23 protein-coding genes are annotated in these 23,547 nt (G+C 71.3%); 13 read left to right on the top strand and 10 right to left on the bottom strand.

Annotated features, from left to right (window positions below):
• Positions 1-18: 18 nt before the first annotated feature.
• Complete coding sequence (locus ABC766_RS18410) at positions 19-435, bottom strand: cupin domain-containing protein (protein ID WP_043384020.1); 417 nt, start codon at positions 433-435, stop codon at positions 19-21.
• A 31-nt stretch (positions 436-466) separates the two neighbouring features.
• Positions 467-1,216, bottom strand: a complete 750-nt coding sequence (locus tag ABC766_RS18405; RefSeq protein WP_043759449.1) for an SDR family oxidoreductase — start codon at positions 1,214-1,216, stop codon at positions 467-469.
• Positions 1,217-1,855: 639 nt separating this feature from the next.
• Here ABC766_RS18405 and ABC766_RS18400 point away from each other — a divergent pair.
• From ABC766_RS18400 to ABC766_RS18385, 4 genes are all read left to right on the top strand, one after another.
• A complete protein-coding gene (locus ABC766_RS18400) occupies positions 1,856-2,185 on the top strand; it encodes a CsbD family protein (protein ID WP_075382010.1) in 330 nt (109 codons plus the stop codon).
• Between the two features lie 377 nt (positions 2,186-2,562).
• Positions 2,563-3,036 (top strand): VOC family protein, encoded by a 474-nt coding sequence (locus ABC766_RS18395; RefSeq protein ID WP_043384134.1) that lies wholly within the window; start codon positions 2,563-2,565, stop codon positions 3,034-3,036.
• Between the two features lie 28 nt (positions 3,037-3,064).
• Positions 3,065-3,889, top strand: a complete 825-nt coding sequence (locus ABC766_RS18390; protein WP_043759451.1) for a 2-keto-4-pentenoate hydratase — start codon at positions 3,065-3,067, stop codon at positions 3,887-3,889.
• A 102-nt stretch (positions 3,890-3,991) separates the two neighbouring features.
• Positions 3,992-4,228 carry a hypothetical protein gene (locus ABC766_RS18385; RefSeq protein ID WP_043353327.1) on the top strand — a complete coding sequence of 79 codons (237 nt, stop codon included), beginning with the start codon at positions 3,992-3,994 and terminating at the stop codon, positions 4,226-4,228.
• A 16-nt stretch (positions 4,229-4,244) separates the two neighbouring features.
• On the opposite strand, the gene ABC766_RS18380 is transcribed toward ABC766_RS18385, so the two are convergent.
• Positions 4,245-4,952, bottom strand: coding sequence for a response regulator (locus ABC766_RS18380; RefSeq protein ID WP_043353334.1), 708 nt, complete (start codon positions 4,950-4,952; stop codon positions 4,245-4,247).
• Positions 4,949-5,542: a MarR family winged helix-turn-helix transcriptional regulator gene (locus ABC766_RS18375; RefSeq protein ID WP_210274645.1), complete on the bottom strand. Its 594-nt coding sequence runs from the start codon at positions 5,540-5,542 to the stop codon at positions 4,949-4,951. Before ABC766_RS18375 ends, ABC766_RS18380 begins: the two co-directional genes overlap by 4 nt.
• 140 nt (positions 5,543-5,682) lie before the next feature.
• Here ABC766_RS18375 and ABC766_RS18370 point away from each other — a divergent pair, with 140 nt between their 5' ends.
• Positions 5,683-7,050 (top strand): 8-oxoguanine deaminase, encoded by a 1,368-nt coding sequence (locus ABC766_RS18370; RefSeq protein ID WP_345819187.1) that lies wholly within the window; start codon positions 5,683-5,685, stop codon positions 7,048-7,050.
• Positions 7,051-7,207: 157 nt separating this feature from the next.
• Here the strand turns inward: ABC766_RS18370 and ABC766_RS18365 are convergent, their stop codons facing one another.
• The 4 genes from ABC766_RS18365 to ABC766_RS18350 all read right to left on the bottom strand — a co-directional run bounded on the left by ABC766_RS18365 (position 7,208) and on the right by ABC766_RS18350 (position 14,144).
• Positions 7,208-8,881 (bottom strand): formate--tetrahydrofolate ligase, encoded by a 1,674-nt coding sequence (locus ABC766_RS18365; RefSeq protein WP_345819186.1) that lies wholly within the window; start codon positions 8,879-8,881, stop codon positions 7,208-7,210.
• A 258-nt stretch (positions 8,882-9,139) separates the two neighbouring features.
• Positions 9,140-10,099 (bottom strand): OmpA family protein, encoded by a 960-nt coding sequence (locus ABC766_RS18360; RefSeq protein WP_342145412.1) that lies wholly within the window; start codon positions 10,097-10,099, stop codon positions 9,140-9,142.
• A gap of 348 nt (positions 10,100-10,447) precedes the next feature.
• The gene (locus ABC766_RS18355) at positions 10,448-12,316 is read right to left on the bottom strand and encodes a tetratricopeptide repeat protein (protein ID WP_043384035.1); all 1,869 of its coding nucleotides are present in this window, start codon (positions 12,314-12,316) and stop codon (positions 10,448-10,450) included.
• Between the two features lie 154 nt (positions 12,317-12,470).
• Positions 12,471-14,144: an electron transfer flavoprotein-ubiquinone oxidoreductase gene (locus ABC766_RS18350; RefSeq protein WP_043353371.1), complete on the bottom strand. Its 1,674-nt coding sequence runs from the start codon at positions 14,142-14,144 to the stop codon at positions 12,471-12,473.
• A gap of 312 nt (positions 14,145-14,456) precedes the next feature.
• Between ABC766_RS18350 and ABC766_RS18345 the strand changes: the two genes are divergently transcribed.
• Complete coding sequence (locus ABC766_RS18345) at positions 14,457-15,347, top strand: uracil-DNA glycosylase (RefSeq protein ID WP_345819185.1); 891 nt, start codon at positions 14,457-14,459, stop codon at positions 15,345-15,347.
• 143 nt (positions 15,348-15,490) lie between these two features.
• The gene (gene ypfJ / locus ABC766_RS18340) at positions 15,491-16,402 is read left to right on the top strand and encodes a KPN_02809 family neutral zinc metallopeptidase (RefSeq protein WP_043384038.1); all 912 of its coding nucleotides are present in this window, start codon (positions 15,491-15,493) and stop codon (positions 16,400-16,402) included.
• 87 nt (positions 16,403-16,489) lie between these two features.
• Here ypfJ and ABC766_RS18335 read toward each other — a convergent pair whose 3' ends face one another.
• Entirely contained in the window at positions 16,490-16,750 is a 261-nt protein-coding gene (locus ABC766_RS18335) for a hypothetical protein (RefSeq protein WP_043384142.1), read from the bottom strand.
• A gap of 237 nt (positions 16,751-16,987) precedes the next feature.
• On the opposite strand from ABC766_RS18335, the gene ABC766_RS18330 reads away from it, so the two are divergent.
• A complete protein-coding gene (locus tag ABC766_RS18330) occupies positions 16,988-18,610 on the top strand; it encodes an ABC-F family ATP-binding cassette domain-containing protein (RefSeq protein ID WP_111473581.1) in 1,623 nt (540 codons plus the stop codon).
• A 104-nt stretch (positions 18,611-18,714) separates the two neighbouring features.
• Positions 18,715-19,194 (top strand): hypothetical protein, encoded by a 480-nt coding sequence (locus ABC766_RS18325; RefSeq protein ID WP_043356918.1) that lies wholly within the window; start codon positions 18,715-18,717, stop codon positions 19,192-19,194.
• Between the two features lie 100 nt (positions 19,195-19,294).
• On the opposite strand, the gene mnmE is transcribed toward ABC766_RS18325, so the two are convergent.
• A complete protein-coding gene (gene mnmE, locus ABC766_RS18320) occupies positions 19,295-20,620 on the bottom strand; it encodes a tRNA uridine-5-carboxymethylaminomethyl(34) synthesis GTPase MnmE (protein WP_342144217.1) in 1,326 nt (441 codons plus the stop codon).
• Positions 20,621-20,743: 123 nt separating this feature from the next.
• Here mnmE and bla point away from each other — a divergent pair, with 123 nt between their 5' ends.
• The 4 genes from bla (at position 20,744) to panC (ending at position 23,532) form a co-directional block, all read left to right on the top strand.
• Positions 20,744-21,622: a class A beta-lactamase gene (gene bla, locus ABC766_RS18315; protein ID WP_342144219.1), complete on the top strand. Its 879-nt coding sequence runs from the start codon at positions 20,744-20,746 to the stop codon at positions 21,620-21,622.
• A gap of 11 nt (positions 21,623-21,633) precedes the next feature.
• Positions 21,634-22,119 carry a YbaK/EbsC family protein gene (locus ABC766_RS18310; RefSeq protein WP_043356908.1) on the top strand — a complete coding sequence of 162 codons (486 nt, stop codon included), beginning with the start codon at positions 21,634-21,636 and terminating at the stop codon, positions 22,117-22,119.
• A 67-nt stretch (positions 22,120-22,186) separates the two neighbouring features.
• Positions 22,187-22,543, top strand: a complete 357-nt coding sequence (locus tag ABC766_RS18305) for a hypothetical protein (RefSeq protein WP_345819184.1) — start codon at positions 22,187-22,189, stop codon at positions 22,541-22,543.
• Between the two features lie 140 nt (positions 22,544-22,683).
• On the top strand, positions 22,684-23,532 hold the full coding sequence (gene panC / locus ABC766_RS18300) for a pantoate--beta-alanine ligase (protein WP_043356904.1): 849 nt from the start codon (positions 22,684-22,686) through the stop codon (positions 23,530-23,532).
• Positions 23,533-23,547: the final 15 nt, after the last annotated feature.

The raw sequence follows: 23,547 nt of genomic DNA, 5'->3' as shown, positions 1-23,547 counted from the left end.
ACGCGGCCGGAGGGAGTGTCACCGCCGGTCCGGCACGGTCAGGTCGCGGTCGTCCGTATCGACGACGAACACCGCGAGAAGGCGGGACGGCTCCGTGGCGCTGGCATTGGCGCTCACGGCGTGGTGGTCGCCCGGCTGCTCCACGAAGCTCTCGCCGACCCGGAAGATCTGCTCAGGCCCGTCGTTGATGCGGCTGCGGATCGCGCCCTCGATCACCGTCGCGGTGATGAAGGCGGAGCGCGCATGCCTGTGGGCGGGGGAGGACCCGCCCGGCCCGTACGCGACGAGGACGCCGCGCAGACTCTTGCCGGGGATGCCCGGCAGGGGGTGGTCGAAGATCGTCGTGACGCGGGCCTCGCCGGCCCGCAGCTCCGCCGCCCCGACCGGGAGCGCGAAGCCGGCCAGGCAAGCGGAGAGGATGAGTGCTTTGACCATGGGGGTTCGTCCAGCGTGGTGAGGGAGGCCGTCAGACGGTCGCGAGCCAGGTCGCGAAGCGCGTGGATCCGAGGCGCGCCGCGGCAGCGTCCTCGGGAACGAGCGAGCCCTTCTCCAGCGCGGCGCCGAAATACCGTGCGCCGCGGTCGGCCGACACCGCCCGGCGGTCGCCGGCGGCGGCGGCGCATCGGGCGACGAAGTCGCGGAAGGGCAGCCTGTCCGGTCCGGCGATCTCGATCGTCCGGCTGCGGGGCTCGTGGACGGCGACCTCCGCCAGCGCGGCCGCGACGTCGGCGGCGGCGATGGGCTGGAAATCGGCGTCGGGGACGACGATGCGATCGCCCACGACCGACGCCGCGGTGATCGTGGCGACGAACTCGAAGAACTGGGTTGCACGAACGATCGTGTAGGGCAGGCCGGACGCCACGATCAGCCGCTCCTGCGCGACCTTCGCCCGGAAGTATCCGTTCCCGTCCAGGCGATCCGTGCCGACGATCGAGAGGGCGACATGGTGCGTCACGCCGGCCCGACGCGCGGCGGCCAGGAGGTTGCGGCTCGACCGCTCGAAGAAATCGAGCACCGCCGCATCCTCGAAGGACGGTGCGTTCGCGACGTCGACCACGACCTCGGCGCCGACGAGAACCTCGGCGAGCCCCTCACCCGTCAGGGCGTCGACGCCCGTCCGCGGGGAGGCGGCGACGGCTTCGTGTCCCCTGCGGCCGAGTTCGGCGGTCAGCTGCCTGCCGATCAACCCGCTCCCGCCGATCACAACCACCTTCATGACGCGCGTCTCCTGCGTGAACCGGGCGGCGCGGCGGGGTGCCGCTGAGGCGCTCGTTCGACGTCAAGACGAGGGGACGACGCGGGATGTGACATGCCGTCGGAGAAAAAGGCGATGCCGCCGCGTGGGACGCCGTCCATGGCCACGACCGGACGCCAGCCCCCCTCCGGGCTGAGCGTCACGGGGTCGATCCGGGCCTCCCCCATCAAGCCGACCCGGAGGGCGTTCCAGCGGACAGTCCTGGCCAGACCCGGCCAGTCCCGTGACGGTCTCGCCGACCGTGTCGGCGCCGGCACCGATGCGTCCGCGGGCGACCGGACGGCCTCCGACGCCCTTCGCCGTCGCGGCGACGTCCGCGCCTCCGACCAAACCGCCGATCCGCACAGGGTCCCGATTGAAGACGTCCGCGCCGGCGTCGCGTGCGGCTCAACCGATATCGCCTTCCGCGCGACCCCGACGGGACAGCGCGCCATCCCGGAATGGCCAGGGTCCGTGGCGGAAGCCTGGACCCACTGGACTGGACCGCTCGCCTGGAACGCTTGGAGGAGGCCGCCGTTGCACCCGTCGCGAGAGGGTGGGCGTCTGGCTTGCGAGACCGCAGCCGATGCCAGTCCGAGACAGGATGTGAAGGGCAGCGCGATGATCGACACGGACAGGATCACGGGGGCCGCGCGCGCGTTCGGCGGCACGGTTCAGGGCTCGGTTGGCGACCTCGCCGGTTCGAACCGCCATGCGGTCGAGGGCCGGCTCCGCGAAGCGCAGGGCACCGCCGAGAACCTCTACGGTCAGGCCAAGGACGCGGTCCGGCACGCGGCCGACGAGATCTCGGACCACGCCGCGGAGGCCTATGACCGGAGCCGTGCCTACGCGTGGGAAGGTCACCAGACCTCCGTCGCCTGGCCCCACGCTTCCTTGCTCGTCGCCGGGCTCGCGGGCTTCGGTCTGGGCTTGCTCGTCAGCAAGCTCTGAGCCGCGACGCCCGCTCGCATCGACACCGTCGGCGGCGTGGCCCTAGCGGATCTCCCAGGCGGGGCCGCTCGCGGGCCCCGCGCGGCCGATGATCGGCCCGCGTCCCGGCCGCGCCTCCACGGCGCCGGGCAAAACGGTCCCCGCGCGGTCGATCGCGCGGCGACGCAAATCCGTGCGGCCAACCCGACCGGCCGGTCCCGCGTGTCGGTCTTTGCCGGGTCGACATCTCATGGTTGTATGGGGGCGTGCCGCGGCCCCTGTCGGCCGGCGGCGAGGCCCGCCCGTCGGCATGGCACGGGAACGGCAAGGGAGGCACCGCAATGGCCAGCGTGGTCGCCGAGGATCAGGACGCCCGGAACGCGCTCGGCGAGAGCGAAATTCCCAAGGCCACGATCTGCCTCTGGTACGACACGGAGGCCGAGGCGGCCGCCCGATTCTACGTCGCGACCTTTCCGGACAGCGCCATGGGCGCGGTTTACCGGGCACCGGCCGATTACCCGTCGGGCAAGGCGGGGGACGTGCTGACGGTGGCGTTCACGGTGGCCGGCATCCCGTGCATCGGCCTGAACGGCGGTCCCGCCTTCCGGCACAGCGAGGCCTTCTCGTTCCAGATCGCCACGGACGACCAGGCGGAGACGGACCGGCTCTGGACCGCCATCGTCGACAATGGCGGGCAGGAGAGCGCCTGCGGCTGGTGCAAGGATCGCTGGGGCATCGCGTGGCAGATCACGCCACGCGTGCTCACCGCCGCGCTGGCGGCCGGCGGCGCGGAGGCCCGGCGCGCGTTCACGGCCATGATGACCATGGGGAAGATCGACGTCGCCGCGATCGAGGCGGCCCGGCGCGGATGACGTCGCGTCGGCCTGGACCCTGTTGCCGATGACCGAGCCGATATCCGCCGCGGCCCACGCGCGCACCATCCTGGCCGCGCACGAGCATCGCCGCCCCATCGCACCGCTGACCGGCTGGGATCCGACCTTCGACCTGCCGGCGGCCTACCGGGTCGCCGAGGCGATCCGGAGCCTGCGTGCCGGGCGCGGCGAGCGGAATGTCGGCTACAAGATCGGCTTCACCAACACGACCCTGTGGGAGCGGTACGGCGTCCGGGCGCCGATCTGGGGGCATGTCTACGACACGACCCTGCGCGACCGGGCCGCCCTGGGCGGACCGGTGCCCCTCGCGGCCTTCGTCGAGCCCCGGATCGAGCCGGAAATCGTGTTCGGTCTGGCACGCGCGCCGGAACCCGGCATGGATGCCGAGGCGCTGATCGCCTGCCTCGACTGGGCCGCGAGCGGCTTCGAGATCGTGCAGTCGCTCTATCCGGGCTGGCGCTTCGCGGCGCCCGACACCGTGGCGGCCTTCGGGCTGCACGGGTTGCTGGTGGTGGGCGAGCGGGTGCCGGTTCCGGCGGCCGCGCGGCGCGCCTGGATCGGCGACCTCGCGGGCTTCACCGTCGACCTGCTGCGGGACGGCGCCGTCGCCGACCGGGGCGGCGGCCGCAGCGTCCTCGGGACGGGACCGCTCGCCGCCCTCGCGCACTTGGTCGATGCGCTGGCTAACGATCCGGTCGCCCCGCCGCTCGCAGCCGGCACGGTCGTCACGACCGGCACGCTGACAGACGCGCTTCCGGTCGCCTCCGGCCAGCACTGGAGCACGCGGCTCGACGGGCTGCGGCTTCCCGGCATCGACCTTGCCCTGATCTGAAAGACCCGGCACGGGTTATCGTGCCAGGATCGTGTCGTTTCCCGGGCCGGCTCCGGGACTCTGGCATTGGTGATGGTTAGCCGACATGCCAAATGCTGAGCGATGCCTGGACGCCTGCGGCGACGCCACACGACCTTCCTCGTCTCCGTCACCGTGCAGGGCTCCAGCCCGGCATCCGGCGCCACGGTCTACGCGGTGATGAAGCCCAGCGCCGCGGAGGCGCTGGAGGCCGTCCGCCCTCTGGTCGACCCGTCGGCCACCCTCGCCGTCGTGGGCAGCCTATCCACCCGGATCGCCAAGGCCCTCAAGCTGAAGCGCGACGAGCCGCGGGTGGTCTGAGCCGCCCGGTTCCGGCTCAATCCACCGCGAGCCGGTAGCCGACGCCCCGCACGGTCTGCAGGAAGACCGGATTGGCGGGGTCGACCTCGGTCTTGCGGCGCAGGCGGTTGATCTGCACGTCGACGGTGCGCTCCGCCGCGGCCCCGCCGGGGCCGGCGAGCTGCTCGCGCTCGACATTGGCGCCGCCCGCCATCGCCAGGATCGTCAGGATCTCGCGCTCGCGCTCGGTGATGCGGATCAGCTCGTCGTCCCGGCGCAGCTCGCCCCGGTCGACCCGGAACGCGAACGGCCCGAAGGTCACCGCCTCGGCGGCCGCCGCGCGGGGCCGCGCGCTGCGCTTGATGATGTTGTTGAGCCGCAGCGTCAGCTCCCGCGGCTCGAAGGGCTTGGGCAGGTAATCGTCCGCGCCGATCTCCAGCCCCATCACCCGGTCGTTCGGGTTGGAGCGGGCGGTGAGCATCAGGATCGGCACCCGCGACGTCTCGCGCACGCTGCGGGCGTAGTCGAAGCCGTTCTCGCCGGGCATCATCACGTCGAGGACCATGGCGTCGAACACGACGCTCTGGGCCCGGGCCCGGGCCTCCGCGGCGCTCGCCGCGGCGGTGACCCGGAAGCCCTGGTCGGTGAGGTAGCGGGCGAGCAATTCGCGCAGCCGGCGGTCGTCGTCGACCACGAGGACGTGGGGCGCCTCGTCGGGCAGGTCGGCCCGGGCGGCATTGCTCACGCGCACTCCTCCCCGGCGACGCGCCCGTCGCTCCCGCCCCCGCGCCGCGCCATCAGGCGCTGGACCGCCGGGCGGTCCTCCGGCTCGATCATCGCCATCAGGAAATCCTCCGGGGAGCCCCGGGCATCCGGCGCCGCGAGCGCCCGGGCGAGGCGGCGGGCCTGGACCCGCGTGAGGTCGGCCGCGAGACGGGCGCCGGCCTCGGTGCAGTAGAGGAGGCGCTGGCGCCGGTCGCTGGAACCGGGCTTCTGCGCGACGTAGCCCTGCCCGATCAGGTCCTTGAGCACCCGGTTCAGGCTCTGCTTGGTGATGCGCAGGATGTCGAGGAGTTCGGCGATGGTCAGGCCGGGATAGCGGTCGACGAAGTGCAGCACCCGGTGGTGGGCCCGGCCGAAGCCGTAGGCGGCCAGGATCCGGTCGGGATCGCCCACGAAATCCCGGTAGGCGAAGAACAGAAGCTCGATCAGGTCGTCGCTGCCGAGGGCGGCCGGCGCGGCACCCGGGACGGGTTTCGCCGCGAAGATCGCCTCGCGCGGGGCTGTCCGTGTCACGGCGCGGCCGCTCCCAACGGGTGATAGGTCAGTCCCCATGACGTTTCTCAAGGCGGCCCGGGCCCGTCAACCCTGACCGGGCCGGCCGGGGCGCCGGCCGGCGGCGATCCTCAAGCGGGATTGCCGCCGGTCCGGCCCCTCCGCTACGCAGGATCCTCGATCGACGGGAGCGGACGGACATGGCCGAGGCAGCTGAACCGGGACCGGGACGCCTCTGGATCCGCGATCCGCGCGCCATCCTGGCCGAGGGCGCCGGGGGCGGGATCGTCGTGGCGGGCACCCGGATCGTCGAATGCGTGGCGGCGGGCGCGAAACCCGCCGCGCCCGTGGACGAGACCTTCGACGCCTCGCGCCACGTGGTCATCCCGGGGCTGATCAACACCCATCACCACGCCTTCCAGACGCTGACCCGCGCCCACCCGCTGGCGATCAACAAGCCGCTCTTTCCCTGGCTGAAGGCGCTCTACACGGTCTGGGGGCGGATCACCCCGGAGGCGTTCCGGCTCGCCACGCAGGTGGCCTTCACCGAGCTGCTGCTCTCGGGCTGCACCACGGCGGGCGACCATCACTACCTGTTCCCGAAGGGGCTGGAGGATTCGATGGACGTCCAGGTCGCGGAGGCCCGGGCCCTCGGGATCCGGGCCGCGATCACCCGCGGCTCCATGAGCCTGTCCGACCGGGAGGGCGGGCTGCCGCCCGAGAGCCTGACCCAGGACGACGACACGATTCTTTCGGATTGCGAGCGGGTGCTGAACCTGTTCCACGACCCCGCCCCCGGCGCGATGGTGCAGGTCGCGCTCGCCCCCTGCTCGCCCTTCGCGGTGACCCGGCGTCTGATGCGCGAGAGCGTGGCGCTCGCCGCCCGGCACGGGAGCCGGCTGCACACCCATCTCGGCGAGACGCTGGACGAGGACGCCTATTGCCAGCAGATGTTCGGTTGCCGGCCGGTGGAGTACCTCGAGGAGGTCGGCTGGCTGAACGACCGGGTCTGGCTCGCCCACGGCATCCACTTCACCGATGCCGAGGTCGCCCGGCTCGGCAAGGCCGGGGTCGGCGTCTGCCACTGCCCGACCTCGAACATGACCCTGGCCTCGGGCCGCTGCCGCACCTGCGAGCTGGAGGCGGCGGGCTCGCCCGTGGGCCTCGGCGTCGACGGCTCGGCCTCGAACGACAGCTCGAACCTGATGGAGGGCGTGCGCCACGCCCTGATGATCAACCGGCTCACCTACGGGGCGGAGGCCGTGACGCATCTCGACGCCCTGCGCTGGGCCACCGAAGGCTCGGCCGCCTGCCTCGGCCGCACCGATATCGGCCGGATCGAGCCGGGCCGGGAGGCGGACCTCGCCCTGTTCACCCTGGACGAGCTGCGCTTCTCCGGCGCCCACGACCCGCTGGCGGCTCTGGTCCTGTGCGGCGCCACCCGGGCCGACCGGGTGATGGTGGCGGGCCGCTGGCGGGTGATCGACGGCCAGCCGCTCGGGGTCGATACCGGGATGCTGCGCGAGGCGCATTCCCGGCTGGCGGTGGACCTGTTCGGAGCGGTGTAGAGGGCGAGCCCTGACCCGCCCCGCTCCGTCATCGCGAGCGCAGCGAAGCGACCCAGGGCAGCGCGCGATCTCCGGATGCGGCGTGTCCCTGGATTGCTTCGCTCCGCTCGCAACGACGAACGGCGGGGCTCGCCCGTAGGCGAGCCCCGCGCGCTCCTCAGAACAGCCCGTCGATCTGCCCGTTGGCGTCCAGCCGGATCGTGTCGGCGGCGGGCACCCGGGGCAGGCCCGGCATGGTCATGATCTCCCCGCAGATCGCCACCACGAAGCCGGCGCCGGCCGAGAGCCGGACGTCGCGCACGCCCACGATGTGGCCCTCGGGGGCGCCCATCAGGGTCGGGTCGGTGGAGAACGAGTACTGGGTCTTGGCCATGCAGATCGGCAGGTGGCCGTAGCCGTCCTTCTCGAAGGTGGCGAGCTTGGCCTGAGCCTTCGTCTCGATCTGGATGTCGGCGGCCCCGTACAGCTTGGTGGCGATCGCCCGGATCTTGTCGGAGAGGCGGCTCTCCGTCTCGTAGGCGTGGCGGATCGGCGCCGGCTCGGCCTCGGAGAGCTTCACCACCGTGCGGGCCAGCTCCTCGGCCCCGGCCCCGCCCTCCGCCCAGTGGCGGCAGGTGATCGCCTCGACGTCGAGCCGCTCGCGGCACAGTTCCTTGAGCTTGGCGTGCTCGGCATCGGTGTCGGCGTAGAAGTGGTTGACGCCGACCACCACCGGCAGGCCGAAGCCGCGCAGGTTGGTCACGTGCCGGGCGAGGTTGGCGAAGCCCTTCTCCAGGGCGTCGATGTTCTCGGCCCCGAGGTTCTTCTTGTCGACGCCGCCATGCATCTTGAGGGCGCGGATGGTCGCCACCACCACCACGGCCGAGGGGGTCAGCCCCGCCTGCCGGCACTTGATGTCGAGGAACTTCTCGGCGCCGAGATCGGCGCCGAACCCGGCCTCCGTCACCGTGTAGTCGGCGAGCCGAAGGCCGGCCCGTGTGGCGATCACCGAGTTGCAGCCATGGGCGATGTTGGCGAAGGGGCCGCCATGGATCAGCGCCGGGTTGCCCTCGAGCGTCTGCACGAGGTTGGGCTGCAGGGCGTCCTTGAGCAGCACCGTCATGGCGCCGGTGGCCTTCACGTCCTTGAGGGTGACGAGCTTGCGGTCGCGGGTCTCGGCGATGACGATCCGGCCGAGGCGCTCCTCCAGGTCGGCGAGGTCCTTGGCGAGGCAGAACACCGCCATCACCTCGGAGGCCACCGTGATGTCGAACCCGTCCTCCCGGGGGAAGCCGTTGGCGACGCCGCCGAGCGACTGGGTGATCTGGCGCAAAGCCCGGTCGTTCATGTCGACGACGCGGCGCCAGTGGATGCGGCGCACGTCGATGTTGAGCTCGTTCGCCCAGTAGACGTGGTTGTCGATCAGCGCGGCCGCGAGGCTGTGGGCCGACGTGATGGCGTGGAAGTCGCCGGTGAAGTGCAGGTTGATCTGCTCCATCGGCACGACCTGGGCCTTGCCGCCGCCGGCGGCGCCGCCCTTCATGCCGAAGCACGGCCCGAGCGACGGCTCGCGCAGGCAGATCATGGTCTTCTCGCCGATGCGGTTCAGGGCGTCGCCCAGGCCCACCGTGGTGGTGGTCTTGCCCTCGCCCGCGGGCGTCGGGGAGATCGCCGTGACCAGCACGAGCTTGCCGGGCTTCCGGCTCTCCAGCCCGGCGATGTAGCCGTGGTCGATCTTGGCGATGTGCTTGCCGTAATTGTGGAGCGCGTCATCCGGGATGCCGAGCTTCTCGGCGACCTGCGCGATCGGCTTCAGGGTCGCGGCGCGGGCGATCTCGATATCTGACGGCATGGGCCTTCCTCCCTGACTCGCGGGCGCGATGCCCGCCCGCCGGCTCTTGCCGTGCGAATCTCCTGCCGTGCGGGCTGCGGCTTGGCCGCCCGCGAACGGCTGCGCACTGTGCGTCAAAGCCCGGGAAAATGCGCGTCGATTTTTATGATGTGGCGGACAAAATACTCTTGTCGCCCCCGACGTCCCCAGCTCCGACGCACGGAGCGGGTCCGGACCAGCGAGACGCCCGGTCGAGGCCTGCCATCGGCGCCTCGACCCTCAGAACCTGACCAGCTCCACGCGCCGGTTCTTCGCCCGTCCCTCCGCGCTGTCGTTGGCGGCGACCGGGCTGGACGCCCCGAAGCCCCTGGCCTTCAGCCGATCCCTCGCGACGCCGGCGGCGACGAGCTTCGCCATGACCGCCTTGGCACGGCCGTCGGACAGGGCCTGGTTGTGCGCGGCGGCTCCGGTCTCGTCGGTATGGCCGTTGATCGCGAGCCGCAGGCCGGGATTCGTCCGCAGCAGGCCCGCCACCGCGTCGATCTGCGGGGCGGAGGCCGGCAGGATCTCGGTCCTGTCGGTGGCGAAGTTGACCTGGATCACCGCCTTTCCCGTCGTGTCGAGGTCCTGCTTCAGCTGCTCGGCGGGCAGGAGGGCGGCGGTCTGGAGAAACGGCTTGGTCTCGAGGATGGTCCAGGCCGCGTTGTTGCTGCCGGGCACGAAATGGACCCAGATCTGCCGGTCCGGCCGGCGGATCACCCAGGTCTGCACCGGCTCGTTGTAGACATTGCCCAGGCCCTCATACATCCCGATCCGGATGTCCTCGGGCAGCGTCTCCGTGAGGGAGGCGGGGATCCTGCTGTCGGCGATCTTCCGGCCGCCGGCCTGTGTCAGCACGGCCTCGATGTTCTTCTTCAGCTCATAGGATGCGTAGGTCTTGCCGTCCTTGGTGCCGATGAGGGACAGGAAGACCTTGCCCTCGACCTCGTGGAGCGCCGTGCCGGTCCAGAACAGGAAATGCCCGAAAGCGCGGGTCTCGGGCGGGTTCAGCGGCTGGTAGCCGTCGGGAAGCGCGAAGTAGGGAAAGCCGCCGAGCGGCGCGTTCGAGACGGGAACGGCCTCCAGGATGGACGCAGCCGGCCCGGACACCTTGTCCTGCGCGCTCGCAGGATCGGCCGGAATTCCGGATGCCGCACAGGCGAGGGCCAGCAGGATCCAGACCGGCTTCAGCGCTTTCACGATCCACTCCGACAGGTTGCGGAGGCGCGAGCCTAGCGGGCCCGGATCGGCAGGCAATTAGGCCTCTTGAGCTACGGTCCCCAAGAGCATCCCGCTCGTCTTTGCGCTTTGCAGGACGGCGCGACGGGATGTCGGGTGCAGAATACCGGCGATCTTACGCAGGCACCGGGAGCCTGAACGGGCGCAGGCTCATGCCCGGAGGCCGAAGATCTTGCCCTTGTGGCCCGAAGCCGCCTTGCGGATCTTCGGGACGGCGCGCCCGAGCGTCGGCTACGGGCGGCGCCGGCCGCCGCACCGCCGTGACGAACGAGGTGCGGACCGCCAGCGCGCCGGATCGGGAGAGGGGCGCTAGCCCCCCGACTTCTTGGCCTTGTCGGCGGCGCCCGGCGCCTCGTGCGGCTGGGGGGCGCCCTTCGGCAATTCCGGGTTCTCGGCGTTGTGCGGGGCGGCGACCGGGGCCGGCACGGTCTCGGCGGTGGCGGTCGGCTTCTCGATGTCGGGCAGACCGTCCTTCAGCTTCGCGTTGATCTGCGTGAGGTCGTCCGGCTCGGGGTTCAGATCCTTGGCGTGCTGCCACTGGAACTTGCCCTCGAGGCGCCGGCCCGAACGCCAGTAGGCGTCGCCCAGGTGGTCGTTGATGGTCGGATCGCCGGGCTTCAGCTCGACCGCCTTCTCCAGCTCGCGCACCGCATCGTCCCAACGGCCGAGGCGGTAATAGGCCCAGCCGAGGCTGTCGACGATCATCCCGTCCCGGGGGCTCGCATCGGCGGCCTGCTGCAGCAGCTTGAACGCCTCGTCGATGTTGACGTTCTGATCGACCCAGGAATAGCCGAGATAGTTCATCACCTGCGCCTTGGCGGCCGGCTGGTTGGCCGGCACCAGGGACAGGGCCTTCTTCAGGTCGGCCTCGGCCTTCGGCCACTGCTTGGCGCGCTCGTAGGCGGTGCCGCGGAAATAGTAGGTCGTCCAGTAATTGGCCTGCGGCCGGTCGCCGATCAGGCCGATGGCGCGGGTGTAGGTCGCGGCCGCCTCCTCGTACTTCTTGCGGGCGCGCTGCACGTTGCCCAGCGCCGTGATGACGTCGATGTCGTCCGGGTGGGCCTTCATCGCCGCGTCGAGATGGGCCAGGGCCTCGTCGCCCTTGCCCATCTGCTCCAGGTTCAGGCCGATCTGGATGTCGGCGTTGAGCTTGAGCGGGGAGGCGGCCGGGATCTGCGCGTAGGCCTCGTTGGCCCGCTCGGGCTGCTTCATCCGGTCCAGCGTGTCGGCCAGCGTCAGCCGGGCGAGGGCGTGGTCGGGGGCGAGGTAGAGCGCCAGCCGCAGGTAGATCACGGCGGGCAGTTCGTCGCCCTGCGTCGAGCCCGCGGAGCCCAGCCCGTACAGAACCTCGGCTGCGCCCTCCTGGGCGGTGCCGATCAGCCGCGTGAGCGGCTTGCCCTCCTTGAGCTTGTCGAGGGCGTCGCGCACCAGCGGGTGGCGGGGCGAGAGCTGGTCGAAGTCGGAATAGGCCTGGATCGCCAGATCGGTGCGGCCGAGGCTCGCCTCCATCCGGGCATAGGCGTCGACGATGCGCAGGGTGTTGCGGTCGGCCTCGTAGGCGGCCTTGAGGCGCCGCTCGGCCTCGGCGTTGTCGCCGGTCACCGAGGCGATCAGGCCGGCATGGTAGTCGCGGAAGGTGTTGTAGTAGCGCTCGCCCCGGAGCTTGTTGACCGTCTCCAGCGCCTTCTTGCCGTCGCCCGCGCCGGCATACGACCAGGCGGTGAGCAGCGTCGCGGTCAGGTCGGTGGCCGCCCCGCGGCCGCTGCGCGAGAAATTCTGGCGGGCGGCGGCCCATTGGCCCGCCTTGATCTGGCGCACCCCCAGCGAGAGGTTGGCGAGCCCGTTGGTGGGATCGCGGGCGATGAGCTTCTCGGCGGTGCGGAACGCGTCCGGCAGGGCGCCGTCGGCGAGCAGCGAGATGAAGGCGCGCTCGACCAGCTCGGCATTGCGCGGATCGGCCTTGACCGCCTCGCGGTAGAAGGTCGCCGCCGCCGCCGTGTCCCGGGACGCGCCCGCGATGTAGGCGGAGAGGAAGTTGCCCTCCAGCGAATCCGCGGGCTCGTAGTCGAGCACCGGGGTCGATTCCCTCGGCTGCGCGGCCAGCACGGTCTGCGGCAGCCCGGCGGCGAGCAGAAGGGCGAGCGCCGAGACGCTCCGGCGGGCGCGTGTGATCATCATGAACCGATCGCGGCTCCTGGGCGCCGGCCCGTCAGGGGCCGGGCGCGAGAATGGCGGGGCATCCCCGAAAAAACGCTGGGGACACTGAACCCATCCCGCCAGCCCCGCAAGGCGAAAGGATGACGCCGCGCCCTCCCGGCCCGGTCCGGGCGCCTCACATGTTCGGGTAGTTCGGCCCGCCGGGCCCCTCCGGGGTCACCCAGTCGATGTTCTGGTTCGGATCCTTGATGTCGCAGGTCTTGCAGTGGACGCAGTTCTGCGCGTTGATCTGGTAGCGCACCCCGTCGCTCGCGGCGGAATCCGCCACCCACTCGTAGACGCCCGCCGGGCAGTAGCGGCCGGACGGCCCGCCATAGACGTCGTGCTCGGAGCGCTTCTGCAGCTCCAGGTCGCGGACCTTGAGGTGCGGCGGCTGGTCCTCCTCGTGGTTGGTGTTCGACAGGTAGACCGAGGAGAGCCGGTCGAAGGTCAGCTTGCCGTCGGGCTTCGGGTAGACGATCGGCGTCACCTCGGAGAGCGGCTTGAGGCAGGCGTGGTCGGGCTTGCCGTGCTTGAGCGTGCCGAACGGCGAGGCGCCGAAGATGCTCGTCGCCCACATGTCGATCCCGCCGAGGCCGACGCCCACCAGCGTGCCGTACTTGGACCAGAGCGGCTTGACGTTGCGCACCGCCTTCAGGTCCTGCCCGATCGGGCTGTCGCGCCAGCCGGCCTCGTAGGCGGTGAGCTCGTCGCCGGCGCGGCCCGCCTTCAGGGCGTCCGCGATGGCGTCGGCCGCCTGCATCCCGGAGAGCACCGCGTTGTGCGAGCCCTTGATCCGCGGCACGTTGACGAAGCCCGCCGAGCAGCCGACCAGGCAGCCGCCGGGGAAGACCAGCTTCGGCACCGATTGCCAGCCGCCCTCCATGATGGCGCGCGCGCCGTAGCCGATGCGCTTGGCGCCCTCGAAGGTCTCGGCGATCAGCGGGTGGGTCTTGAAGCGCTGGAACTCCTCGAACGGCGACAGGGTCGGGTTCTCGTAGTTCAGGTGCGTGACGAAGCCGACCGAGAGCAGGTTGTCGTCGAAATGGTAGAGCCAGGAGCCGCCGCCGGCCTTGTTGGGCAGCGGCCAGCCCATGGTGTGGCGCACGAGCCCGGGCTCGAACTTGCCCGGCGCGAGCTGCCAGAGCTCCTTCACGCCGAGCCCGTACTTGAAGTGGTCGCTGTGCCGGTTGAGCGAGAAGCGCTGGATCAGGCCCTTGGTCAGGTTGCCCCGGGCGCCCTCGCCGAACACCGTGTACTTGGCGCGCAGCTCCATGCCGCGGGTGTAGTCCTCGCGCGGCGCGCCGGACTTGCCGATCCCGAGATCGCCCGTGGCGATGCCCGCCACCGCGCCCTTGTCGTCGAACAGCACCTCGGAGGCCGGGAAGCCCGGATAGATCTCGACGCCGAGCGCCTCGGCCTGCGCGCCCAGGTACTTGCAGACGTTCGAGAGCGAGCCGACGAAATTGCCGTGGTTCGACATGAGCTTGGGGAAGAACAGGTTCGGCAGGGTGATGCCGCTGTTCTTGGTGAGCATCATGAACTCGTCGCGCTGGACTTCCGTCTTGAGCGGCCGCTCCGGGTCCTGGCGCCATTCGGGCAGGAGCCGGTCGAGGCCGATCGGGTCGATCACCGCGCCCGAGAGGATATGGGCGCCGACCTCGGAGCCCTTCTCGACGACGACGACGCTGATCTCCTCGCCGATCTCGGCGGCGCGCTGCTTCAGGCGGATCGCGGTGGCGAGGCCGGCCGGGCCGGCGCCCACCACGACCACGTCGAAATCCATGCTCTCGCGTTCGGGCAGCGCCATCCTCGCCTCTCCTTTTCTTCTTCCAGTCTTCTTCCAGCCCCCGATCCGCGGTGGGCCGGCATCCCTGCTGCCGTCTCAAGCGATTCCAAGCTAGAAAGGCAAGTTGCCGAAGATCCGGCTTAAGGCAAAGTTCCCTTTGCCGCACGGGGCGGTACATGTGACGGGTGCCGGACGATCCCACCCCGTCCGCAACCCGGCATGCCGGTCAGACGGCGGGTGGGGCGGGGCCCGCGGAATCGCGCTGTTCCGTCACGCAAGACCTTGCCCGGCCGGCGGGTTTCGAGAGTTGTCCACAGGCCGCGGCGTTCCCACATGCTCCTCTCCATGCCGAGCCCCAACGACGCGCAAGCCGATCTGATCGCCTATCTCGACTTCCACGTGGAGGCCGGTGCCGACGCGGTTCTGGACGAGCGGCCGCACGACCGGTTCAACGAGGCGGATGCGCCGGCGCCGACCCTGCGGGCACCGCGCCGGGCCCCCGACCCGCCCGTCGGCCCGACCGTCGGCCCCACCGCCGGCAGCCTCGTGCCGCCCCCCGGTTCGCCGCCGCCCGCCGCGCCGTCGCGGACCTTCGGCCGCGCCGCCAGCGCCCAGCCCGACGAAGCCGCGAACGACGCCCGCGCCCGGGCGCGGCAGGCGAAGACCCTGGACGAGCTGGAGCGGATCCTCGCCGATTTCGACGCCTGCCCGCTGCGCTTCACCGCCAAGAACCTCGTCTTCGCCGACGGCAATCCCGAGGCGCGGGTGATGTTTCTCGGCGAGGCGCCCGGCGCCGACGAGGACCGGATCGGCAAGCCGTTCATGGGCCGCTCGGGCCAGCTCCTCGACAAGATGATGAAGGCGATCGGGCTCGACCGGACCAGCGCCTACGTCGCCAACATCGTGCCCTGGCGCCCGCCGGGCAACCGCAACCCGACGCCCCAGGAGGTTGCGGTGTGCCGGCCCTTCGTGGAGCGCCAGATCGAGCTGGTCGATCCGGATCTCATCGTCTGCCTCGGCGCGCCCGCGACCCAGACGCTGACCGGCACGAAGGATGGCATCCTGCGGACCCGCGGCCGACTGTTCCCCTACAAGCTGCCCAACCGCGAGGTGAAGCTGCTCGCCACCCTCCACCCGGCCTTCCTGCTGCGCCAGCCGGTGCAGAAGCGTCTCGCATGGCGGGATTTCCGATCCCTGCGCGCCCTTCTCGACGGGAAAGCTTGACCACGTGGGCGGAACCGGGTCTCCCCTCCCGCCATTAGAGCTTCGTTCCCGCCGCTGGTCCACCGTCGGCCGGACATAGCGACGCATAGCAAACCGTGGGCTGCCCGAGGCGGCCGGCGCAGCATTGATGGCGGGACCCAACCATGCGCTGGGAAGATCTACGCAGCTCCGACAACGTCGAGGATCGCCGGGGCGAGGGCGGCGGCGGCGGCGGCATGGGCTTTCCCGGCGGCGGCGCCGGCGGGCTCGGCATCGGCACCATCGTGGTGCTGCTGATCATCAGCTATTTCACCGGCATCAACCCGGCGATCCTGATCGGCGGCGCCGAGCGGATCGGCGGCGGGCGCGGCCAGCAGGAGCAGCAGGTCGATCCGCAGACCCAGGCCAAGCGGCGGCAGGCGCCGACGGACGAGAGCGGCCGGTTCGCCTCGAAGATCCTCGGCAACACCGAGGACGTCTGGAGCCAGATCCTGCCGCAGCAGACCGGCAAGCAGTACACGCCGACGACCCTGGTGCTGTACACCGGCGGCACCCGCTCGGGCTGCGGCTCGGCCCAGGCGGCGATGGGCCCGTTCTACTGCCCCCTCGACAAGAAGGTCTATCTCGACACGGGCTTCTTCAAGGAGATGGCGTCGAAGTTCGGCGTGAAGGGCGATTTCGCCTACGCCTACGTCATCGCCCACGAGGTCGGCCACCACGTCCAGGACGTGCTCGGCATCCTCGGCAAGGTCCAGGCGCGCCAGCAGCAGGCGTCCAGCAAGACCGAGGCGAACGCCCTCTCGGTGCGGATCGAGCTGATGGCCGACTGCCTCGCCGGCGTCTGGGCCAAGAACTCCAACGACAAGTACGCCGAGCTGGAGCAGGGCGACATCGACGAGGCCCTGAACGCCGCCGCCCAGATCGGCGACGACGCCCTGCAGCAGCGCTCGAAGGGCTACGTGGTGCCGGATTCCTTCACCCACGGCTCCTCGGCCCAGCGCCAGCGCTGGTTCAAGGCCGGCTACAAGAGCGGCCAGACCAAGGCCTGCGACACGTTCCGGACGGCGAACAACTGAGATGTGCGGCGGGGCGGAGAGCCTCGTCCGGACCTGACATACGCCCTCCCTCCCCTCTTCGCGGGTGAGGGAGACGCGCACTCCGCCTCACCCCCGGCTCAGGCGCCGGGCATTGGCCTGGACCTTCCGCCGGTAGCTGCGGATCACCTTGCCGTTCGAGGCCCCCGCGGCGAGCATCAGAGCCGCCTCACCGGCGGCCAGCATCTTCTCGGTCACCATGAGCTGCGCCTCGACCTGCGCGGCCGGCCCCCCGAGAGCGAACATCGCCATCCGCTGGGCGATCACGCCCTGAGCCTCCAGGCCGAGCATGGCCATGTCGAGGCTCGTCGTCCACCAACCGCAAAACATCATCGTCCTCAAAGGCGTCCGCCACGGCCAAGCCCGGCACCATACGCCGGAGCGGCGGCTGGAGCGGCAGGGAAACGACTTAGCTCGCGGAATCGGGCAGAAAAGGCGTCCGGCGATCGGATGACGGTCACGGTTGCGCGCCATGCAGGGCCCCGCGGCCGCGCCCGTCTTTGCGCCGTCTCGATCGATGCCGTAAGCGCCCCGGAGCCCCATTCCCGGACACCGCGCCCGCACTTCATGATTCGCCTGGACAAGATCACCAAGCAGAACGGGCGGCAGCTCGTCTTCATCGAGGCCTCGGCCGCCCTGCAGCGGGGCGAGAAGGTCGGGCTGGTCGGCCCGAACGGGGCCGGCAAGACCACCCTGTTCCGGATGATCATCGGCCAGGAGCAGCCCGACGAGGGGCAGGTCGCCGCCGACCGGGGCATCACGATCGGCTATTTCAGCCAGGATGTCGGCGAGATGTCCGGCCGCAGCGTCGTCACCGAGGTGATGGACGGCGCCGGCCCGGTGAGCGCAGTGGCGGCCGAGCTCGCCGAGCTCGGCGCGGCCCTCGCCGACCCGGACCGCGCCGACGAGATGGACGCCCTGATCGAGCGCTACGGCGAGGTCCAGGCCCGGTTCGAGGAGCTCGACGGCTACGCCCTGGAGGGCCGCGCGCGGGAGGTGCTCGACGGCCTCAGCTTCAGCCAGGAGATGATGGACGGGGATGTCGGCGCCCTCTCGGGCGGCTGGAAGATGCGCGTGGCGCTGGCCCGCATCCTGCTGATGCGCCCGGACGTGATGCTCCTCGACGAGCCGTCCAACCACCTCGACCTCGAGAGCCTGATCTGGCTCGAATCCTTCCTGAAGGCCTATGACGGCGCCCTGTTGATGACCTCGCACGACCGCGAGTTCATGAACCGCATCGTCACCAAGGTCATCGAGATCGACGGCGGCGCGCTCACCACCTTCTCGGGCGACTTCGCCTTCTACGAAGGCCAGCGGAAGCTGAACGAGGCGCAGCAGCAGGCGCAGTTCGAGCGCCAGCAGGCCATGCTGGCCAAGGAGATCGCCTTCATCGAGCGGTTCAAGGCCCGGGCCTCCCACGCCGCCCAGGTGCAGAGCCGGGTGAAGAAGCTCGACAAGATCGAGCGCGTGGAGCCGCCCCGGCGGCGGCAATCGGTGGCCTTCGAATTCCAGCCGGCGCCGCGCTCGGGCGACGACGTCGTGATGCTCAAAGGCGTGCACAAGCGCTACGGCAGCCGCACGATCTACGAGGGCCTCGACTTCTCGGTGCGCCGCCGCGAGCGCTGGTGCGTGATGGGCATCAACGGCGCCGGCAAGTCGACGCTCCTGAAGCTCGTGACCGGCACCACCGCGCCCGACGACGGCTCGGTCACGGTGGGCGGCAGCGTCAAGCTCGGCTACTTCGCCCAGCACGCCATGGACCTGCTCGACGGCGACCGCACCGTGTTCCAGACCCTGGAGGAGGCCTTCCCGCAGGCCGGACAGGGCTCGCTGCGGGCGCTGGCCGGCTGCTTCGGCTTCTCGGGGGACGATGTCGAGAAGCGCTGCCGGGTTCTCTCGGGGGGCGAGAAGGCCCGGCTGGTCATGGCGCTGATGCTCTACGATCCGCCGAACTTCCTGGTGCTCGACGAGCCGACCAACCACCTGGACATGGGCACCAAGGAGATGCTGATCGAGGCGCTGGCCAACTACGAGGGGACGATGCTGTTCGTCTCCCACGACCGGCACTTCCTGGCCGCACTCTCGAACCGGGTGCTGGAGGTGACCCCGGAGGGCATCCACCAGTATGGCGGCGGCTACACCGAATACGTGGCCCGCACCGGCCAGGAGGCGCCGGGCCTGCGGAGCTGACGGGCGCGGACGGATCCCGTCCCGGTGTGGTGCGACCGGCGCGCCGCTATCCCCCCGGGAGGCCCCACGCTAGGCTGCGCCGAAACGGCCCCGGGTGAGATGCCGTGCGACGCCTGCTGAAGTTCCTCCACACGATGGGATCCGCCGGGCTGCTGGGGGCGATGGCGTCCCTGGTGGTCATGCTGAGCCTCGCGCCCGCGCCATCCGCCCTGGCGGGATACGCGGCGATGCGGGGCGCGATGGGGGCCGTGGCCACCTGGATCTTCCTGCCCGCCCTGGCGGTGACGCTGATGTCCGGCCTGCTGGCGATGGCCCTGAACCGCGCCTTTCTGAACGCCGGCTGGGCATGGCTCAAGCTCGCCACCGGGGTCCTGATGTTCGAGGGCGGCCTGGTCTACGTGCAGGGACCGATGAAGCAGGAGGCGGAGCAGAGCGCCCGGGCGCTGGCCGGCCTCGTCGATCCCGCCGTGCTGGCCGTGTCGCTCCCCGGCGAACGCGGGACCCTCTGGGTGCTGCTGGCGGTCGCGACCGCGAATGTCGCGCTGGGGATCTGGCGGCCCCGGATCCTGCGGATCCCCCAGTAGGCGCGCCGCATCCGCCGATCAGCCCCGTCCCGGCGCGGCACGACCGGCGTCGGAACCCGAAAGACGCGCCGAATGCCGCGTTGAGTTGCCGGCTATAGAACTACTTTCCGATGCAGAAGCCGCTGAATAGCCGGTCGAGCACATCCTCGACGCCGACATGACCCGCGACCTCGCCCAGCGCCCGGACGGCGAGACGCAGATCCTCCGCGGCGAGCTCCGGCAATCCGCCCGTGCCTTCGAGCAGGCGGTCGAGATGGCCCACGCAGGCTTCGAGCGCCGCCCTGTGCCGGGCCCGGGTGATCAGCGCATCGCCGGTGCCGAGACCGGATTCGGCCGCAGCCTGGATGGCATCCAGCAACCGCGCCATGCCGGCGCCCGTGCGGGCCGAAACGGCCGGACCGTCCGACTCCCGTTCCGTTACTGAGCCGGCAAATAGATCGGCCTTCGTGCGGACCGTCAGGATCGGCGTGCGGGTCGGCCCGAGCTCCGGAACCGCCCCGTCGGGGGGCACCAGGGCGATCACCAGATCGGCGCTGTCGATCCGCGCTCGCGTCCGCACGATCCCCTCCGCCTCGATCGGCTCCGCGGTCTCCCGGAGCCCGGCCGTGTCGACCAGCAGGACGGGCAGGCCGCCGAGGTCGAGCCGCACCTCGATGGCGTCGCGGGTCGTTCCCGGACGGTCCGAGACGATCGCCACGTCCCGTCGGCTGAGGGCATTGAGCAGGGTCGACTTGCCGCTGTTGGGTGCCCCGGCCAGTACCACCGTGAAGCCCTCGCGGAGGCGCTCGCCCCTCTGCCCGTCGCGCAGGGTCCCGGCGATCGCGTCGCGAAGGCGCGCGGCGCGGCCGAACAAGGCGGCGTCGAGCCCGGCATCGTCCACGTCGCCCTCGTCGGCGAAATCCAGCGCCGCCTCCGCGGCGGCGAGGCAATCGACCGCCTCCGCCCGCCACGCGGCCACTTGCCGGCTGAGGGCGCCGTCGAGCTGACGGAGGGCCTGCCGGCGCTGGCCCTCGGTCTCGGCATCGATCAGATCGGCGACGGCTTCGGCCGCGGCGAGATCCATCCGGCCGTTGAGAACTGCCCGACGGGTGAAGGCGCCGGGCTCGGCCGCGCGGCACCCGGGAAACCGGGCAAGCGTGGCGAGAACGCCCATCCGCACCGCCGCACCGCCATGGAGGTGCAGCTCGGCCATGTCCTCGCCGCTATACGTGTCCGGCCCCGGAAACCAGGCCACCAGAGCCCGATCGAGTTCGGTGCCGTCGGCCGGATCGCGCAGGCTTCGCAGGGACAGCCGGCGGGGTGGCGGCAGGCTCCCGCAAAGGGCGACGAGCACGTCGCGCGCGGCCGGGCCGCTGATGCGGATCACCGCGACGGCCGCGCGGCCGAAGCCGCTGGCCGGTGCGAAGAGGGTCTCGGCTTGGGTCATGATCCGGCAGGGTCGTGCGGAGGGGCAGAGTTTCACGTGAAACAGGCGCAGGTGCCCTATACCATTCCGGCGTCGCGGTGCCGCGCCGGGTTGCGGTGTCGCGCCCTCGAACCCGGATGCGCCATGCTCGTCACGACCCGCCGCACCGTCAGCCTCGGCCTGCTCGCCGCGCCCTTCGCCCTGCCCCTGCGGGCCGCCGAAGCGGAGCCGGACTGGGGCGCCCTCGAGCGTCGGCTCGACGGTCGCCTCGGCATCGCGGCCGCCACGGCGGACCGCGTCCTCGCCGCCTATCGCGCGGACGCGCGCTTTCCGATGTGCAGCACCTTCAAGGTGCTGGCGGTGGCGGCGGTGCTGGCGCGGGTCGATACCGGCCGCGAGACCCTCGACCGGATCGTCGCCTACGGTCCCGGCGACCTCCTGAGCTACGCGCCGGTGACCCGGAAGGCCCTGGAGGCCGGTGCCGGGACAGGACAGATGACCGTCTCGGATCTCTGCGCGGCCGCGATCGTGTGGAGCGACAACAGCGCCGCCAATCTGCTCCTGGCGCGCCTCGGCGGCCCCGAGGCGCTGACCGCATGGCTGCGCGACACCGGTGACCCCGTCACCCGCCTCGACCGGACGGAGCCCACCCTCAACACGGCGCTCCCCGGTGACCCGCGCGACACGACCACGCCGGACGCCATGCGGGCGAGCCTGGGCCGGATCCTCCTGGGCACCGTCCTGTCGCCGGCGTCGCGCGGCCGGCTGGAAGCCTGGATGATCGCCTGCGAGACCGGGCGCAAGCGCCTGCGCGCTGGGCTGCCGCCCGACTGGATCGTGGGCGACAAGACAGGCAGCGGCGACAACGGCTCGGTCAACGACATCGCGATCCTGCGGCCGCCGGGGCGTGCACCGGTTGTCGTGGCGGTCTACGTCACCGGCTCGACGGCGTCCCCGGAGACCTACGCGGCGGCCTACGCGGAAATCGGCCGGCTCATCGCCGCGCGAGCACAGGCAGCCTGACCGGACGACCCATGAAGACCCCCGCCAAGACCACCCGCGCGACGCTCGCCCTGGACAAGGCCGGGATCCGCCACAGCCTCCACGTCTATGCGTACGATCCGGACGCCCCGCGCATCGGCCTGCAGGCCGCGGAGGCGCTCGGGGTCGCGCCCGGACGGATCCTGAAGACCCTGATGGCGGCCGTGGACGGACGGACGATCTGCCTGCTCGTGGCCTCCGACAAGGAGGTGTCGATGAAGCGGGTCGCCGCCGCCTTCTCGGGCAAGGCGGCGGCCATGCTCAAGCCCGCCGATGCCGAGCGGCTGACCGGCTACCATGTCGGCGGCATCAGTCCCCTGGGGCAGAAGCGGCCCGTCCCGACGGCGATCGATGCCGGATCGCTGACCGACCCGGCGGCCGAGATCCACGTGAACGGGGGCGGTCGGGGCTTGCAGATCCGCCTGACCGAAGGCGATCTCGTCGGCGCCCTGAAGGCCCTCGTCGTGCCGCTCACGTGAGCGCGCGGTAATCATCCGTTTACCCTGCCGCCCCACGGTGACGCCTTCCGGCGGAGACGGGTACGGCATGCGGAAGACGGGACGAAGGGCGATGACGGCGCTCGGATTCGTCCTGCTGCTCGCGGGATCGGCCCGCGGGGCGGATCTCGACATCCGCGGAACCGCCGAGACGGGTGTGGGGGCCAGCCCGCGCTTCTTCCCGCGCAACGACGGGCTCGATCGCCGCCCGGTCTACGCCGTCCGGTCCCGTCCCGTGCCGGTGGGCTGCACGCCCCGCCGGGTGCCGGTGCCCACCAACGCGCCGGACGATCCGAGCTATGTCGGCTCCGAGTACGGCCTGGGGCATCCGAGCTATTACGGCTTCACGCCGCCGCCCGGCGTGGACGATCCCTTCGGCCGCTCCCTCCTGCCCTACTGCCGCTGACGCCGAAACACGCGCCATTCCGGAGACCGCGTCGCCGCGGCAGATCCAGGCCCGTGTTCACGCAGACGGATCGGAGTGCCGGATTCCACCGCTCCGCATCATGCTCTAGACCGGCCCTGCCCTCCCCCGGAGCCCGTCCCGTGCCCGAGCCGACCCTTCAGCCCTTCCGTGATCTCGCAGCCCTGCGCCGATGCGTCGCCGCGTGGCGCGCGGCGGGTGAGCGCGTCGTCCTGATCCCGACCATGGGGGCCCTGCACGAAGGGCATCTCGCCCTCGTGGCCGAGGCACGGCGAATCGGCCGCCGGACGGTGGCGAGCATCTTCGTCAATCCGACCCAGTTCGGCCCCAACGAGGATTTCTCCCGCTATCCCCGCGACCTGGAGACCGATCTGGCCCTGCTCGCGCAGGCCGGCGCGGATGCAGCCTGGACGCCCGGCGTGGAGACCATGTACCCGCCGGGCTTCGCCACCCGGATCGAGGTCGCAGGCCTGACCGAGGGCCTGTGCGGCCCGTTCCGGCCCGGCCATTTCGCCGGCGTCGCCACGGTGGTGACCAAGCTCCTCAACCAAGTCCGCCCGGACGTCGCCCTGTTCGGCGAGAAGGATTTCCAGCAGCTTCGGGTGATCCAGCAGGCCGTGGCGGATCTCGACCTCGCGGTGGAGATCCACGGCGTGCCGACCGTGCGGGAGCCCGACGGCCTCGCGCTGTCGTCGCGCAACCGCTACCTCTCGGCCGAGGAGCGTGCCGTCGCCCCGAAGCTTCAGGCGGTCCTGGGTGAGATCGCGGCGGCCTCCCGCAACGGCACCCCCGTGGCCGGGCGGATCGCCGCCGGGCGGGCGGCGCTGGAGGCGGCGGGGTTCCGGGTCCAGTATCTCGCGGTCTGCGACGCCCGGACCCTGGCGCCGGTGGAACGGGTCGACGGCCCGGCCCGCGTGCTCGCCGCCGCCTTTCTGGGCCGGACCCGGCTGATCGACAACCGCGCCGTGTAGGCTGGCCGGCCCCGG

Origin of the sequence: Methylobacterium fujisawaense (genome assembly GCF_039619325.1) — a bacterium.
Classification (GTDB): Bacteria; Pseudomonadota; Alphaproteobacteria; order Rhizobiales; family Beijerinckiaceae; genus Methylobacterium; species Methylobacterium fujisawaense.
The sequence above is the reverse complement of the archived record's forward strand: the minus strand, read 5'-3'. Positions and strand labels throughout refer to the sequence as shown.